We start from the raw sequence: 13869 nt of genomic DNA on the forward strand, positions 1-13869 counted from the left end.
GTCCTACCGGGCTTCCGGTGCCCTGCCGGCTTCCGGCGTCCTACCGGGCTTCCGGTGCCCTACCGGCTTCCGGCGTCCTACTGGCTTCCGGCGTCCGCCGGCTGATGCGCCGGCAGGGCGCGGTCGGCCGTGGCGCCGGGAGCCGCGGGGGGCGGTGCGGTCCTGCCGCGGCCCAGCCGGAGCAGCAGCAGGCCGAGGGCGCAGGCGAGCGCGGGCCAGTACACGTAGCGGAAGTCCGTCGCGGGCATGATCGGCAGATAGCCGAGGATGTAGGCCGCCGAGCTGATGCCCAGCACCCGCACGGGCATGGCGAACAGGCCCCGGCCGGGGCGGATGGCCAGCACCAGCGCGACCGTGAGCCAGAACCAGCCGCGGAACAGCCACCGCAGGTCCGCGGCCATGCCCTCGACGTACGTGCCGAGCATGTCCGCCAGCCGGGGGTGCGCCACCCCGATGCCGAGGTCGTTGCGGGTGATGCCCGCCTTGTACACGTAGTCCGTCTCGAACAGCAGTGTCGCGAAGAGCCGCAGCCGGTACTGGAGATAGCCCGGGACGTGCCCGCTCATCTCGCGCACCCACAGCGAGGTGATCTCGCCGGAGTCCCCGCGCAGCCCGTCCGCCGGGCGCTGGTAGCAGGCCCAGTAGGCGTCCGAGAGGGCCCCGACCCGGTCGCACTCCCGCGCCGAGGCCACCAGCCGGTCCCGCAGTCCGGGCGGCACGTCCGCGGAGCGCAGTTCGTCCACCGTCAGTACGTGGACGAGGTCGTCGAGCATGATCTGCGCGCCCTGCTTCGTCTCGAGGGGCTTCGCGAACAGGGAGATCGCGGCTGCGGGCACCACCAGGGCCGCGACGAGCGCGGCCGTGCACGTCAGCCACGTGCGGCGTCCCGGAGCGCGCCACAGGGCGAGGACGAGCATGACGAACACCGGGATCGCGGCGACGAAGGCGTTCTTGCGCACCAGCATGGCGTAGGCCAGGAACAGCGCTCCCAGCCCGAGCAGCGCCCACCGCACGGCCGGACGCGGGTCCCGGTCGCGCAGCCGCAGCCCGGTGAAGGCGACCGCGCAGGCGGCGAGCAGCGCGAACGCCGTGTGCACGTCCTTCCACACCACCCCGGCGAAGTTCAGCACGAAGGGCGCGAGCCCCACGCCGAGCACGGCGAGTGACCCGCCGCGGCTGCGGGTCAGCTCCCACACACACCGGGCCAGCACCCACAGCGCGCCCCAGACGACGGCGGACTGGAGGACGAGCATCGACGTGATCGACCCGGTCATGGCGATGAGCGCCCGCCACACCAGGCTCAGCACAGGCGGGTGCCAGTCGGTCAGGGGGGCCTTGCCCTGGGCCTGCCGGAGCTGGTCGAGACTGTCGGGGCTCAGGAACCCGGGGGCGAAGACGAGGACCGTGGCCAGGCAGCAGAGCGCGGCGACGGCGGCCAGAACCCAGACCCAGCACTGCGCACGCGCTACCGTTGGCTTTTGTCCCATATGCCGGATATTAGCGGCTCAGGATGCGACGAAGACGTAGCGCCGGTAGGCGTAGAAGCGGAACAGCGTCGCGAGCACCCAGCCAAGGATGCGGGCGGTGTTGTCGCTGAGCGCCGAGTCCAGCCCGAGCAGATGCCGCGAGGCGTAGACCGTGCCCGCGGTGATGGCGAGCCCGACCCCGTTCGCGACGAGGAACAGCAGCAGTTCGCGGGACACCTTCTCGCGGTGCCGGCCGCGGTAGGTCCAGTAACGGTTGCCGACCCAGCTGAAGAGCGCGGCCGCCGTCGTCGCGATGACGGACGCCTGCACGGGAGCGGTCCCCATCACCCCGCCCTCCATGCCGCCGGGCAGCCCGAAGACGAGCAGGGTGTAGCCGCCGTTGTCGACGACGAAGGCCAGGGCCCCGACGGCACCGAACTTGGCGGCCTCGCGCCAGATGCCCCTGATGGCGTCACGCGCACGCAGCGTCACAGAGTCGAGGACCGGCACACGGTGAGCGTAACGACCCGGCGCACACCATCCGGTCAGGCGCGCTCATATCGCACTATGTCCGACTGTATGAGGTGCTGATGTGTGAGGTGCTGACGGTGTGCGGAACCGGTCGAGTGAGGAGTGGTCGTGGAACCGACGATCGCGTGTGTCGTGCCCTGCCACAACGAGGAGGCGGCCGTCGGCAAGGTGGTCCGCGACCTGCGCGCCGCCCTACCCGAGGCCGTCGTCTACGTGTACGACAACGCCTCCACCGACCGCACCGTGGAGGTCGCCCGGGAGGCCGGCGCGATCGTCCGGGAGGAGACCCGCAAGGGCAAGGGCAACGTCATCCGCCGCGCCTTCGCCGACGTCGACGCCGACGCACTGCTCATCATCGACGGCGACGACACCTACGACGCCTCCCGCGCCCGCGACCTGGTGGGCCTGCTCTTCGAGGGGCCGTACGACCAGGTCGTGGGAGCCCGCCGGGTGACCGACGACGGGGCCTACCGGGCCGGGCACGCGGTCGGCAACAAGGTGCTCACCGGGGCGGTCAGGTCCCTGTTCGGCAACGACGTGACCGACATGCTCAGCGGTTACCGGGTCTTCTCGCGGCGCTTCGTGAAGTCCTTCCCGGCGCTGGCCCGCGAGTTCGAGACCGAGACCGAGATGACGATCCACGCGCTGCACCTGCGGCTGCCCACCGCGGAGGTCCTCACGGACTACCGGGTCCGGGCCGCGGGCGGCGAGAGCAAGCTGCGCACCTACCGGGACGGCTGGCGCATCCTGCGGGTCATCCTCGACCTGGCGCGGCGCGAGCGCCCGTCGCTGGTCCACACCGTCATCGCCGGAGTCCTGGCCCTCGTCTCGATCATCCTGGGCATCCCCGTCATCGCCGACTTCCTCGAGACGGGCACCGTCCCCCGGGTCCCCACGGCGATCCTCGCCGCCGCGATCATGACCATCGCGGCGCTCGTGCTGCTCGTGGGCTACATCCTGGAGTCGCTCATGCACATGCGCCAGGAGCAGACGCGGCTGGTGCACCTCTCCTACCCGGCCCCGGTCCGCACGCCGCGCCACGCCGCCCGCGGCGCCGGCACGGGCCCGGTCCCGGTCCGCAAGACCGCCGACGGTCCCTGAGGGAGCGGAGGGGAGCAGGGGCGCAGGGGCAGTGGGGCATCGGGTCAGCGGGTGCGCAGTACGATGATCGGAACCCCCTTTCGGTGTGGGGTCCCGTGACTGAGGAGATGCGTGCCGGTGCCTGCCCGACTTCCTTCGTGGGCCTGGGTGACCGGGCTGACCGTGGGAGCGATAGCCGCGGTGACGGTCCTGGGTGTGCAGGCGGACCGGGGCTCGCATCCCACCGCCACCTCGGCCAAGCCGAGCAGCACGGCCTCGGTGCAGCCCACCCCCACGGCGTCGGCCCCGGCGAGGGTGCCCGACGGCTCCGGCACCGGCCGGCGGGTCGTCTACTCCCTCGGTGAGAAGCGGGTCTGGCTGGTGGATGCGAGCGAGGCGACCCGCCGGACGTTCACGGTCTGGCCGGGCACGGTCAGCCCCGACCCGGGCAGCTACACGATCTCGTCCCGCAACGAGGCCACGACCGGCTCCGACGGGGTCCAGATCGAGCACATCATGTACTTCGCCGCACGGGACGGCGTCTCCGTCGCCTTCTCCAACGCGGTCGACGGGGCCTCCCCGCCGCCCGCCGCCTCCGGCGGGAAAACCGGCGGGGTCCGGATGAAGAAGGCGGACGGCACGGCACTCTGGGCGTTCGGCACGGTCGGCACGACCGTCACCGTGGTCAAGTAGCGGAGGTCTCCGACCGGGGGGACGACAGCTGGTTGACGAGCAGCACGACCCCGCTGAACAGGAAGATCCGGGTCGCGGCGTCCAGCCCGTTCCAGCTCTTCGACTGCCACATCGAGAACCACTCACCGCCGATCGCGATGAACCCGGCCCCGAACAGCAGCATCACCATCAGCAGCCCGTACGTGGACATCCGCCGGGCGCGCAGGTCATCGCGTCCGGCCCACAGCCAGCTCCCGTATATGAGGACCAGCGCGGCGATCGTCTCCCAGACGATGATCCCGACGTAGGCGGCGTCCTGGAGCCCCTGGCTCGTGACGGCCCGCCACATCAGGTCCTCGTCCTTGAACGTGGTGTCCATGGCCAGCACATGCCGGACGAACTGCTGGTTGGTCCCGAAGTCGGTGATGTTCCCGAAGGCGACGAGCGCCATGTAGAGGGCGATGGTCGCGGTGAGCAGGGTGGCGGCGAGCGACAGCGTGCCGCGTGAAGTTGAAGTGGTGGCCATGCCGATCATTCTCTCCACGTGTGGCCCTCCGGTGTACCCGGTGACCATCGAGCGACAGTGACGACCGCGAAGAGGGCGTTTGGTTGAGGAGTTTCGGTGCACTCGATGAACTAACAAAATCCTTATACGGCGAAGCGGAGAGGCATTTTGGGCATCATTGCTTGGATCATCATCGGGCTGCTCGCGGGTGCGATTGCCAAGGCCCTGATGCCGGGCAAGGACCCGGGGGGCATCATCATCACCATGCTCATCGGTGTCGCCGGTGGTCTGCTCGGCGGCTGGCTCGGCAAGGTCATCTTCGGTGTGGACTCCATCGACGGGTTCTTCGAGATCTCCACATGGGTCGCCGCGATCGTCGGTTCCCTCATCCTGCTCGCCCTCTACCGCGTCGTCACCGGCAACCGGCGCTCGCACCGTCACGCCTGACCGGTCGACGTCCACACCTGTGGCACTTGAGCGCCCTGCGGACGACGACCCTGCTCTCGGAGCCGCCTCCATCGATGGGGCGGCTCCTGGCATGTCTGGAGCCACCGGAGCCCTGAGCCCTTCGGTAATGTGTTCGTCATAGAAGCGGCTCACGCTGGCGCCAGACGGGGGAACACCGTTGACAACCACTCACGTCTTATCCGAGGCGGGGACCGGCCCGGCACCGGGCGGCGACACCGTCATCGATGTACGCGATCTGCGGATGCGCTACCGCATCACGGACGTACTGAACGGCGTCGGCTTCACGGCCCGGCGAGGCGAAGTCGTCGTGCTGCTCGGACCGAACGGCGCCGGCAAGACGACCACGATCGAGGTCCTGGAAGGCTTCCGGATGCGCTCGGACGGTGACGTGACCGTCCTCGGCACCGATCCCGCTCGCGGGGACGAACGCTGGCGTGCGCGGCTGGGCATCGTCTTGCAGTCCTGGCGGGACCACGGCAAGTGGCGGGTGCGGGAACTGCTGGCCCACCTCGGCTCGTACTACGCGCCGTACTCCACCGACCTCATACGGCGCCCCTGGGACGTCGACGAACTCCTCGCCGCGGTGGGGCTGACCGGGCAGGCCGACAAGCGGGCCGGAACGCTGTCCGGCGGGCAGCGCAGACGTCTCGACGTGGCCATCGGCATCGTCGGCCGGCCCGAGCTGCTGTTCTTGGACGAGCCGACGGCCGGTCTGGACCCGGAGGCCAGGAACGAGTTCCACGGTCTGGTACGCGGACTCGCGGACGAGAACACGACAGTTCTGATGACCACGCACGACCTCGCCGAGGCGGAGAAGCTCGCCGACCGGATCCTCATCCTGGCCGGTGGCCGGATCGTGGCCGACGGCTCGGCCGAGGAATTGTCCCGGCAGGCGTCGGCGGAAGCCACCGTGCGCTGGACACTCGACGGGCGGCCCTTCGAGGAGGCGACGGCCGAGCCCACCCGCTTCGTCCGCCGGCTGTTCGAGGAGCACGGAGACGCGATCGGAGGGCTGGAGGTGCGCCGGGCCAGCCTGGAGGACACCTACCTGACGATGGTGCGAGAGCTCGAGGCGGGGGACGGATCGTGATGAGCCCGGTGTGGTACGCGGCGGCAGCCGGAACCCGGCGCGGCTGGACGGAACTTCGGCAGACGTTCACGACCGGCCAGGACGTGTTCGGGTACGTGCTCTGGACCGTCCTGCTCATGGTGCCGCTGTTCCTGCTCAAGGACGACCCGCTGAAAGGCGCGGGCATCTCGACCGGCGCGTTCATGCTGCCGAGCATGCTCGGCATGACGCTCGCGTTCACCGGGATGATGACCACGGCGCAACTGCTCGCGACCGAGCGGGAGGACGGCACGCTGCTGCGGGCCAAAGCCGTCCCCCACGGCATGGTCGGTCACCTGGTCGGCAAGATCATCATGGTGTCGGGTACGGCCCTGGCCTCCATGGCGCTCCCCTTCGCCGTCGGTATGTTCCTGGTGGACGGGGTCGCCCGGCAGGGCGGCGGAGCGCTGCTGACGCTGGTGTGGGTGATCCCGCTGGGTCTCCTGGCCACCCTGCCGATCGGCGCCGTCATCGGCTCACTCGTCAGCAGCCCCCGCACCGTCGGGCTGCTGATGCTCCCGGTGATGGGACTCGTCGTGATCTCCGGGATCTACTTCCCGCTGTCGGAACTGCCCGAGTGGCTGCGGACCGTCGGGCAGATCTTCCCCGTCTACTGGGTCGGTCTCGGTCTCCGCTCCGCGCTGCTGCCGGCCGACGCGGTCGCCGCCGAGATCGGCACGTCCTGGCGGCACCTGGAGACGGCTGCCGCACTGGGCGCCTGGTCGGTCGCCGGGCTGCTCCTCGCACCGTCCGTGCTGCGCAGGATGGCCCGCCGCGAGTCCGGGGCGGCGATGGCGGAGCGGCACCGGAAGGCGATGCAGCGGGTCGGTTAGTGCCCCGCCGCGAACCCCAGGAACTCGGACCAGGCGCCGCCGGTGAATGCCAGGCGGGAGCCGGCCATGTTCTTGGAGTCGCGGATGTGGATCGTGGGGCGGGGGAGCTGGAATATGGCGGCTTCGACGCAATCGGCATCGTCGTTGCCGCTGTAGCTGCTCTTGAACCATGTCAGCGGAGTGGTGGTCATGTAGGAGAGCTGTGGGTGGCGGAGATCAACGTCCCTCCGCGAACGGCAGGAACTCGGACCAGGCGGCGTCGGTGAATGCCAGGCGGGAGCCGGCCGTGTTCTTGGAGTCGCGGATGTGAATCGTGGTGGAGTGAGGGGCGGCGGATATGGCGACCTCGACGCAAGCAGGACCGTCATTGCTGCTGTAGCTGCTCTTGAACCAGCCGAGTTCAGTGGTCACGTCTCTTCTCCCAGAACTTTCTCAATGAAGGCCAGGGACTCTCGAGGCGAGAGGGCCTGCGCCCGGATCATTCCATAGCGCATGTCCAGGATCTGGACGTCCCGAGGGTTGCTGATCACGCGATTGTGCAGGTGGGCCTCGAAGTGTCCAAGCGCCTTGCCCTCCTGAAGCTTCAGCACCCCGAACGGACCTGCCATACCCGCGTGGTCCTCCCGGTCCGTCGGCATGACCTGGATCGACACGTGCCGCAACTTCCCCACCTCCAGCAGGTGTTCAAAGCTGCTGGCGGAGCACCATTCTGCCCCCGATCGGCCGCCGCAGCGTCGACTCTTCCTGGACAAACGTGATGAGTGCTCGCGGCACGCGATCGAACACGGCCTTGCGTGCCATGCGCGCGGCCACGTGCCGCTCGATCTCGTCCTCTGTGAAGGCCGGCCGCCGCATGGCGTACAACGCCTGTGCGTACTCCGGGGTCTGGAGCAGCCCGTTGATCTGGTGGTTGTCGTAGGCGCCGAGCTCGACGGCGTCATCCTCCAGCTTGGCCAGGTCCCGCACCTTCTTCGGATACCGAGCCTTCTCCACATCCTCCTTCATCGCGGAGAGCTTCCCCCCGGCATTCAGGACCTCATCGGACTTGTCCAGGAAGTCCGGCTTGGGAACGCGGCGCGCCCGCTCCACGGACGACACCATCTCCTCCCCGTACCCGATGGCCGACCCCAACTCCGCCTGCCTCAACCCCGCGGCCTCACGCCACATCTTGATCTGCCGTCCGACCGTCCTGAGCACGGCCGCCGCTTCCTCGTCCTCCACGCCTTCCCCTCCTGACGTACGAGCCGTACGACCCCGTCACGCGTCCGGACAGTCACGCTCCGTACCGGGGTCGTCGCTGTTCAGAGTAGGGAGGGGCGGCCACGCTGGGTGACATGAGTCAGAAATTCCTCGCCGGGATCAGCACCCCCGTACGCCACTTCGCGATCCAGCTCTCCACCACTCGAAGAGGTGCTCGACTGGCCCGCCTGCTCGTCGAACGCCAACTCGACGAGTGGGGCGAGGCGTACGAGGCCGCCCGGCAGGTGGTGGCCGAGCTGGCGTCGAACGCGGTGCTGCACGGGTGCGTCCCGGGCAGGGACTTCCGGCTCACGCTGAGGCTGTACGCCGACCGCACGCTCCGTATCGAGGTCACCGACGCCCGGGGGGACCGGATCCCACGGCTCCCGGGGCCGGTCGCGCAGGACGCGGACGGCGGGCGCGGGCTGCTGATCGTCGCGGCGTACGCGCACCGCTGGGGGGTCGTGGAGGCGCCGGCCCACGGCAAGACGGTGTGGGCGGAACTGGCCCCGGACCAGAGGAACTTGCCCGGGTCGCACGGTCTAGGGTGATCCCATGGACTTAGGGGCGGTCTTGATTGCCGTGGCCGGTGTGGCGGGGACGCTCGGGGGTGCGCTGCTCACCCAGCGCGGCGCCGAGAAGGCCAAGCGGCGTGAACTGGAGATGGCGCGGGACCTCCAGGAGGCGCGCGAGGGCCGGGAGTTGCGGCGGAGCTGCTATACGGAGCTGCACCGTGACGCGCGACAGTTCTGCACGGCGCTCAGCAGGCATCTGTACGTCCTGCGCGACCGCGCCCCCGGCGACGAGGACATCCAGACGCTCGAATCCGCGAAGGACACCTACCGTGACCGCTGGTCCGAGGCGCTGATGATCGCGCCGGACGGGGTGGTCGCCCCGGCCCGGGAGGTCAACGGCGCCCTGAACCGCGTCTACGGCCAGGTCAAGCGCCTGGAGCAGGACAACCCGCGGGCCGGCGAGACCCTGCTGGCGGCCGCCGAGGCGCAGCACGGCGTCTGGCCGCTGATCGCCGCCATGCGTGAGGCGATGCGCCGGGACCTGGGTGTGACGGAGGACTCCGCGGCCGATCACACGGTGGAGGTGCCCTCCTACTACGGTGACTCCACCGCCCTGCTCCGCGACTTCGGGGAGCAGGACCGCACCCCGTGACGGAGATCGGCATGACTGAGCAGCGCAGGGCGTCCGAGGAGGCCGGTGAGGTCCGCCGGTTCTGGGGCCGGCTCGGGCTTCCCGGGCTGATCGACGTCCACACCCACTTCATGCCGGAGCGTGTGCTGGACAAGGTGTGGGACTACTTCGACACCAACGGGCCGCTGGTCGGCGGGCTGGAGTGGCCGATCACGTACCGGAAGGCCGAGGAAGAGCGGGCGGCACTGCTGCGGGAGTTCGGTGTGCGGGCCTTCACCTCGATGCTCTACCCGCACAAGCCCGGCATGGCCGGGTGGCTGAACGGCTGGGCCGCCGACTTCGCCCGCCGCACCCCCGACTGCCTGCACACCGCCACCCTCTACCCCGAGCCGGAGGTGGAGACGTACGTCCGTGAGGCCGTGGAGGCGGGGGCGCGCGTGTTCAAGGCACATGTGCAGGTGGGCGCGTACGATCCGGCCGACGCGTGTCTCGACCCGGCGTGGGGCGTGCTGGCCGAGGCCGGGATACCCGTGGTGATGCACTGCGGCTCCGGGCCCGCGCCCGGCAAGTACACCGGCCCCGAGCCCGTCGCGCGTGTGCTGGCGCGGCACCCGAGGCTGCGGCTGATCGTGGCGCACATGGGCATGCCCGAGTACGAGGAGTTCCTCGACCTCGCCGAGCGGTACGACGAGGTGCGGCTGGACACGACGATGGCGTTCACGGACTTCACCGAGGACTTCATGCCGTACCCGCGCGAGGCCCTGCCCCGGTTCGCCGCGCTCGGCGACCGCATCCTGTTCGGCTCCGACTTCCCCAACATCCCCTACCCCTACCTGCACCAGCTCCAGGCTCTGGAGCGTCTGGGTCTGGGCGAGGAGTGGCTCCGGGCCGTGTGCCACGACAACGCGGCGGCACTCTTCACCCTGTGAGCTTCACCCGGTGAGTTGCTCGCGCACCCATGCCGGGTCGGGGTTGGTGTGCGCCCGGCCCGCGACGACGACGGTCGGCACGGTCTCGTTCCCCTGGTTGGCCGCCCGCACCACCGCGGCCCCGGCCGGGTCCCGCCAGATGTCGACCCAGTGCACCCGGCGGGCGTCCCGGCCCAGGCGGACGCGCAGCCGCAGGCAGTACTGGCAGCCCGGCCGCCAGTAGACGACCGGCCGGCCGTCGGCCGCGCTGCGCCGCTCCGCCTCCAGCGCGCCGACGGGCCGGGGGAAGACCAGCGGCGAGTGCGCGCCCGCGAGGAGGAGGAAGAGGAGGAGCAGGACGACGGCCGCGGCGGTGCTCCCCGCGAGGAGCAGGCCCGCCGCGCCGGCCGCTCCGCAGAGCACCAGCAGGATCGGCAGGGTCCAGGCGCGCTTCATGAGAGCGAAGGGTAGCCGCCGTGCCGTGCGTAGGCCTCAGCGCAGCCGGTCCACGTACGTGTCCGTGCCCGGCACCGTCGGGATGAACGGCGCCACCAGCTCCACCCTGCCCAGGCCCGACTCCGTCACCGCCGCGTCGAGGCCCGTGAAGCAGGGGTCCCAGCACTCCCTCGGGTCCGTCTGGAGGAACCACAGCAGCGTCAGACGGGTGTCGACGCCCTCGACCTGTTTCACGTAGGTCATGCGGTCGCCGGGCAGGGGGGTGGGGCGGAAGACCGTCACCAGCGCGGCCGGGGAGCCCGAAAGGCGTTTGGGGAGATGGCGGGTGCGCAGCCACTGAAGGAGCGGCCCGCGCTGCTCGGGGGTGTCCGCCTCGACGACCTGGAGGACCAGGCCCGCGTAGGGGTGGTCGAGGGCGTGGACGTCCCGGGGGCCGGCCGCTCCGTCTCGGTACACCGTCGCCTCGTGGTTCTGGAACGCCGTGAGGACGTGCGTGCGGTCGTGGTAGACGCGGGCGTCCCGGTTGAGGCGCTTGTTGACGGCGACCGTCCAGCGCATGTGGTCGTCGTAGCGGCCGGCGGTGATCCAGTACGTGGAGAGGTAGCAGCCGGCGGTGACGGGCTGGGCGATCGCCGACTTCTCGGGATAGCGGAGCAGCTGGAGGTCGCGGGTCGCCACCCAGCGTCGGCCCGCCTGCATCCAGGGCATGGCCATCGCACCGGCGTAGTAGTGGTCGTCCTCGTACCAGCGGTTGTAGGCGTACTCGTGGCCGGGATGCGGCTCGACCATGGTGATGAGGGCGTGCCCCGGGTGGGTGCCGTAGGGGCCGACGGCGGCCAGTTCGGCGTACAGCTCGCTGCGGGTGTCCTCGCTCATGCCCTTCCCCTTCGTCGGAGGCCGGTTCATACTCTGACGCTCCGTCAGATAGAACGCCAGGGTCCGGTCCGGGGAGGTCCTGCCATGTCACTGCTCGCGGGAAAGACGGTCGTCGTGTCAGGGGTCGGGGCCGGGCTCGGGCGGCAGGTCGCGACGGCCGTCGTGCGGGACGGCGGGCGTGCCGTGCTCGGCGCCCGCACGGAGGCGAGCCTGGCGAAGACGGCCGCCGAGCTCGACCCCGGCGGGGCGTCCACCGCGTACCGCGCCACGGACATCTGTGACGAGGCGCAGTGCGAGGCGCTGGCGGCGGTGGCGCGGGAGCGGTTCGGCGGGATCGACGCCGTCGTCCATGTGGCCGCGCTCGACGGCTACTTCGGCGGCCTCGAGGACGCCGACTTCGAGTCCTGGCGGTCCGTCCTCGACGTGAACCTGCTGGGCACGCTGCGGATGACCCGGGCCTGTCTGCCGTCGCTCAAGGAGGGCGGCGGGTCCGTCGTGTTCGTCGGGACGCAGTCGGCGGTCGCGGCCCCCTCGCAGGTGCGGCAGGCGGCGTACGCGGCGTCGAAGGGGGCGCTGACGAGTGCGATGTACTCGCTCGCGCGGGAGCTCGGGCCGTACCGGATCCGGGTCAACACCGTGCTCCCCGGCTGGATGTGGGGACCGCCGGTGCAGGCGTACGTCCGGTTCACGGCACAGACGGAGGACGTGGACGAGGCGACCGTCCTGGAGCGGCTGACCGGGCGGGTGGCGCTGCCCGAGCTGGCCACGGACGCGGACGTGGCCGATGCGGCGGTGTTCCTGGCATCGGACCGGGCGCGAGCCATCACCGGGCAATCGTTGCTGGTCAACGCGGGGGAGCTGATGCGATGAGCTGATGTGATCAGTTCATGTAGATGAACCAAGGCCATCACGCCGAACGATTTTGCCTCCCCTTGACCCTACGGTTACTTGTCGTGTCCACGCGGCAGCGCCCACGATGAGCGCCGGGCTGATCCCTGGGAGGGCGCACATGAACGGTCTCGACTGGGCCGTGCTCATCGGTTACTTCGCCGTGATGGTCGCGATCGGCGTCTGGTCGCACAAACGCGTCGACAACGTCAGCGACTTCTTCACCGCCGGCGGCAAGATGCCCTGGTGGCTCTCCGGCATCTCGCACCACATGTCGGGCTATAGCGCGGTGATGTTCACCGGGTACGCGGGCATCGCCTACACCTACGGAGTCACGTCCTTCGTCACCTGGTCCTTCCCCATCGCCCTCGGCATCGCCATCGGATCGAAGCTGTTCGCGCCGCGCATCAACCGGCTGCGCTCCCGGCTCCACGTGGCCTCCCCGCTGGAGTACCTGAAGAACCGCTACGACCTGAAGACGCAGCAGGCGCTGGCCTGGTCCGGGATGCTGCTGAAGATCGTGGACGTGGGCGCGAAGTGGGCCGCCATCGCCACCCTGCTGTCCGTCTTCACGGGGATCTCCCTCAACCAGGGCATCCTCATCACCGGCGGCATCACGGCGATCTACTGCACGATCGGCGGCCTCTGGGCGGACGCGCTGACCGAACTCGGCCAGTTCATCATCCAGTTGCTGGCCGGCGTCGCGATGTTCGTGGCGGTGTTCGTACGCCTCGACGACCACGGCGGCTTCTTCGGCGTCTGGGACTCGCCCGAGCTCCAGGGCCACGAGAAGCCGCTCGTCGGACCGTACGGCACGGTGTTCCTGCTCGCCTTCCTCTTCATCAAGCTCTTCGAGTACAACGGCGGCATGCTCAACCAGGCCCAGCGCTACATGGCCACGCCGAACGCCAAGGAGGCCGAGCGCTCCGCCCGCCTCTCGGCGATCCTCTGGCTGGTCTGGCCCCTGGTCCTGTTCTTCCCCATGTGGATGTCGCCGCTGCTGATCGAGTCGCAGAAGCCGGACGGCTCGGACTCCTACGCCCTGATGACCGAACAGCTCCTGCCGCACGGCCTGCTGGGGCTCGTCATCGTCGGCTTCTTCTCGCACACCATGGCCATGTGCTCCTCCGACGCCAACGCCATCGCGGCGGTGTTCACCCGGGACTGCGCGCCGGTCATCTGGGCAAGGGCCCGGGCCTGGAACCAGAGCCAGGGCCTGCGGGTCGCCCGTGTCGCCACGGTCGTCTTCCTCGGCCTGTCCATGGCGGCGGCGACCCAGGTCAACTCGCCCGCCTTCCAGGACATCATCACGGTGGTCATCAAGTGGGTGGCCGGACTGATGGGCCCGATGGCGATTCCGATGATGCTGGGCCTGCTGCGCGCGTTCCGCCGGTCCGGCCCCACCGCGGCCCTGGTCAGCTGGTCGATGGGCCTGCTCGCGTTCTGGCTGGTGAACTACCCGGTCGACTGGAACGTCGAGGGCGGCGTGCCGCTCCAGTACCAGGTGTCGATCCCGCTGGCGGTGTCGCTGGTCCTGTACATCCTCGTCGGCTACATCCGGCCGGAGGACACCCCGGAGCGGCTGGCGGTCATCGAACGCATCAACACCGACGACGACGGCACGGCGGCGGCCACGATCCCGGCACCGGCCGGCCCGGTGGACGATGTGGTCCGCACCGCCAAGGACTGACCC

General features: G+C 70.0%; 17 protein-coding genes and 1 pseudogene. 10 read left to right on the forward strand and 8 right to left on the reverse strand.

The genetic code is table 11. The annotated features are described in order from the left end of the window. Positions 1 to 77: 77 nt before the first annotated feature. Entirely contained in the window at positions 78 to 1487 is a 1410-nt protein-coding gene (locus ABZ281_RS14485; protein ID WP_356655410.1) for a hypothetical protein, read from the reverse strand. Positions 1488 to 1505: 18 nt separating this feature from the next. After that, a complete protein-coding gene (locus tag ABZ281_RS14490) occupies positions 1506 to 1976 on the reverse strand; it encodes a GtrA family protein (protein ID WP_356655412.1) in 471 nt (156 codons plus the stop codon). A 123-nt stretch (positions 1977 to 2099) separates the two neighbouring features. Here ABZ281_RS14490 and ABZ281_RS14495 point away from each other — a divergent pair, with 123 nt between their 5' ends. Continuing rightward, entirely contained in the window at positions 2100 to 3098 is a 999-nt protein-coding gene (locus ABZ281_RS14495) for a glycosyltransferase family 2 protein (RefSeq protein ID WP_356655414.1), read from the forward strand. A 111-nt stretch (positions 3099 to 3209) separates the two neighbouring features. Further along, the gene (locus tag ABZ281_RS14500) at positions 3210 to 3770 is read left to right on the forward strand and encodes a hypothetical protein (protein WP_356655416.1); all 561 of its coding nucleotides are present in this window, start codon (positions 3210 to 3212) and stop codon (positions 3768 to 3770) included. Here ABZ281_RS14500 and ABZ281_RS14505 read toward each other — a convergent pair. Further along, the gene (locus ABZ281_RS14505) at positions 3763 to 4275 is read right to left on the reverse strand and encodes a DUF2165 domain-containing protein (protein WP_356655418.1); all 513 of its coding nucleotides are present in this window, start codon (positions 4273 to 4275) and stop codon (positions 3763 to 3765) included. The genes ABZ281_RS14500 and ABZ281_RS14505 overlap by 8 nt on opposite strands. A 147-nt stretch (positions 4276 to 4422) precedes the next feature. Between ABZ281_RS14505 and ABZ281_RS14510 the strand changes: the two genes are divergently transcribed. The 3 genes from ABZ281_RS14510 to ABZ281_RS14520 all read left to right on the forward strand — a co-directional run bounded on the left by ABZ281_RS14510 (position 4423) and on the right by ABZ281_RS14520 (position 6663). After that, a complete protein-coding gene (locus tag ABZ281_RS14510; protein ID WP_356655420.1) occupies positions 4423 to 4701 on the forward strand; it encodes a GlsB/YeaQ/YmgE family stress response membrane protein in 279 nt (92 codons plus the stop codon). A 262-nt stretch (positions 4702 to 4963) separates the two neighbouring features. Further along, positions 4964 to 5812 carry an ABC transporter ATP-binding protein gene (locus ABZ281_RS14515; RefSeq protein WP_356655441.1) on the forward strand — a complete coding sequence of 283 codons (849 nt, stop codon included), beginning with the start codon at positions 4964 to 4966 and terminating at the stop codon, positions 5810 to 5812. After that, a complete protein-coding gene (locus tag ABZ281_RS14520; RefSeq protein WP_356655422.1) occupies positions 5812 to 6663 on the forward strand; it encodes an ABC transporter permease in 852 nt (283 codons plus the stop codon). The genes ABZ281_RS14515 and ABZ281_RS14520 overlap by 1 nt, the downstream gene beginning before the upstream one ends. On the opposite strand, the gene ABZ281_RS14525 is transcribed toward ABZ281_RS14520, so the two are convergent. From ABZ281_RS14525 to ABZ281_RS14535, 3 genes and pseudogenes are all read right to left on the reverse strand, one after another. Beyond that, positions 6660 to 6854, reverse strand: a complete 195-nt coding sequence (locus ABZ281_RS14525) for a DUF397 domain-containing protein (RefSeq protein ID WP_356655424.1) — start codon at positions 6852 to 6854, stop codon at positions 6660 to 6662. The two genes, ABZ281_RS14520 and ABZ281_RS14525, sit on opposite strands and share 4 nt — an antisense overlap. 25 nt (positions 6855 to 6879) lie before the next feature. After that, positions 6880 to 7074 carry a DUF397 domain-containing protein gene (locus ABZ281_RS14530; protein WP_356655426.1) on the reverse strand — a complete coding sequence of 65 codons (195 nt, stop codon included), beginning with the start codon at positions 7072 to 7074 and terminating at the stop codon, positions 6880 to 6882. Continuing rightward, positions 7071 to 7884 (reverse strand): annotated as a pseudogene (locus tag ABZ281_RS14535) (helix-turn-helix transcriptional regulator). Before ABZ281_RS14535 ends, ABZ281_RS14530 begins: the two are co-directional and overlap by 4 nt. A 113-nt stretch (positions 7885 to 7997) precedes the next feature. Between ABZ281_RS14535 and ABZ281_RS14540 the strand changes: the two are divergent. Genes ABZ281_RS14540 through ABZ281_RS14550 form a run of 3 tightly spaced genes read left to right on the forward strand, consistent with a single transcriptional unit; the run spans position 7998 to position 9977 of the window. Then, positions 7998 to 8453 carry an ATP-binding protein gene (locus tag ABZ281_RS14540; RefSeq protein ID WP_356655428.1) on the forward strand — a complete coding sequence of 152 codons (456 nt, stop codon included), beginning with the start codon at positions 7998 to 8000 and terminating at the stop codon, positions 8451 to 8453. A gap of 4 nt (positions 8454 to 8457) precedes the next feature. After that, positions 8458 to 9069 (forward strand): hypothetical protein, encoded by a 612-nt coding sequence (locus ABZ281_RS14545; RefSeq protein ID WP_356655430.1) that lies wholly within the window; start codon positions 8458 to 8460, stop codon positions 9067 to 9069. A gap of 11 nt (positions 9070 to 9080) precedes the next feature. Further along, a complete protein-coding gene (locus ABZ281_RS14550) occupies positions 9081 to 9977 on the forward strand; it encodes an amidohydrolase family protein (protein ID WP_356655432.1) in 897 nt (298 codons plus the stop codon). A gap of 3 nt (positions 9978 to 9980) precedes the next feature. Here ABZ281_RS14550 and ABZ281_RS14555 read toward each other — a convergent pair whose 3' ends face one another. Beyond that, the gene (locus tag ABZ281_RS14555) at positions 9981 to 10412 is read right to left on the reverse strand and encodes a glutaredoxin domain-containing protein (RefSeq protein ID WP_356655434.1); all 432 of its coding nucleotides are present in this window, start codon (positions 10410 to 10412) and stop codon (positions 9981 to 9983) included. A 36-nt stretch (positions 10413 to 10448) separates the two neighbouring features. After that, positions 10449 to 11288, reverse strand: coding sequence for a hypothetical protein (locus tag ABZ281_RS14560; protein ID WP_356655436.1), 840 nt, complete (start codon positions 11286 to 11288; stop codon positions 10449 to 10451). An 84-nt stretch (positions 11289 to 11372) separates the two neighbouring features. Between ABZ281_RS14560 and ABZ281_RS14565 the strand changes: the two genes are divergently transcribed. Together ABZ281_RS14565 and ABZ281_RS14570 are read left to right on the forward strand one after the other, a co-directional pair. Continuing rightward, on the forward strand, positions 11373 to 12158 hold the full coding sequence (locus ABZ281_RS14565) for an SDR family oxidoreductase (RefSeq protein ID WP_356655438.1): 786 nt from the start codon (positions 11373 to 11375) through the stop codon (positions 12156 to 12158). Positions 12159 to 12297: 139 nt separating this feature from the next. Then, positions 12298 to 13866 carry a sodium:solute symporter family protein gene (locus tag ABZ281_RS14570; protein WP_356655440.1) on the forward strand — a complete coding sequence of 523 codons (1569 nt, stop codon included), beginning with the start codon at positions 12298 to 12300 and terminating at the stop codon, positions 13864 to 13866. The last annotated feature ends 3 nt before the right edge of the window (positions 13867 to 13869 follow it).

Source organism: Streptomyces sp. NPDC006265, from assembly GCF_040613555.1.
Lineage (GTDB): Bacteria > Actinomycetota > Actinomycetes > Streptomycetales > Streptomycetaceae > Streptomyces.

Bases quoted from the DNA above. Each gene is read 5' to 3' on its own strand.
- ABZ281_RS14565 (WP_356655438.1), top strand. From the start codon at position 11,373: ATGTCACTGCTCGCGGGAAAGACGGTCGTCGTGTCAGGGGTCGGGGCC.
- ABZ281_RS14545 (WP_356655430.1), top strand. From the start codon at position 8,458: ATGGACTTAGGGGCGGTCTTGATTGCCGTGGCCGGTGTGGCGGGGACG.
- ABZ281_RS14555 (WP_356655434.1), bottom strand. From the start codon at position 10,412: ATGAAGCGCGCCTGGACCCTGCCGATCCTGCTGGTGCTCTGCGGAGCG.
- ABZ281_RS14560 (WP_356655436.1), bottom strand. From the start codon at position 11,288: ATGAGCGAGGACACCCGCAGCGAGCTGTACGCCGAACTGGCCGCCGTC.
- ABZ281_RS14505 (WP_356655418.1), bottom strand. From the start codon at position 4,275: ATGGCCACCACTTCAACTTCACGCGGCACGCTGTCGCTCGCCGCCACC.
- ABZ281_RS14520 (WP_356655422.1), top strand. From the start codon at position 5,812: ATGAGCCCGGTGTGGTACGCGGCGGCAGCCGGAACCCGGCGCGGCTGG.
- ABZ281_RS14525 (WP_356655424.1), bottom strand. From the start codon at position 6,854: ATGACCACCACTCCGCTGACATGGTTCAAGAGCAGCTACAGCGGCAAC.
- ABZ281_RS14485 (WP_356655410.1), bottom strand. From the start codon at position 1,487: ATGGGACAAAAGCCAACGGTAGCGCGTGCGCAGTGCTGGGTCTGGGTT.
- ABZ281_RS14540 (WP_356655428.1), top strand. From the start codon at position 7,998: ATGAGTCAGAAATTCCTCGCCGGGATCAGCACCCCCGTACGCCACTTC.
- ABZ281_RS14515 (WP_356655441.1), top strand. From the start codon at position 4,964: ATGCGCTACCGCATCACGGACGTACTGAACGGCGTCGGCTTCACGGCC.
- ABZ281_RS14570 (WP_356655440.1), top strand. From the start codon at position 12,298: ATGAACGGTCTCGACTGGGCCGTGCTCATCGGTTACTTCGCCGTGATG.
- ABZ281_RS14550 (WP_356655432.1), top strand. From the start codon at position 9,081: ATGACTGAGCAGCGCAGGGCGTCCGAGGAGGCCGGTGAGGTCCGCCGG.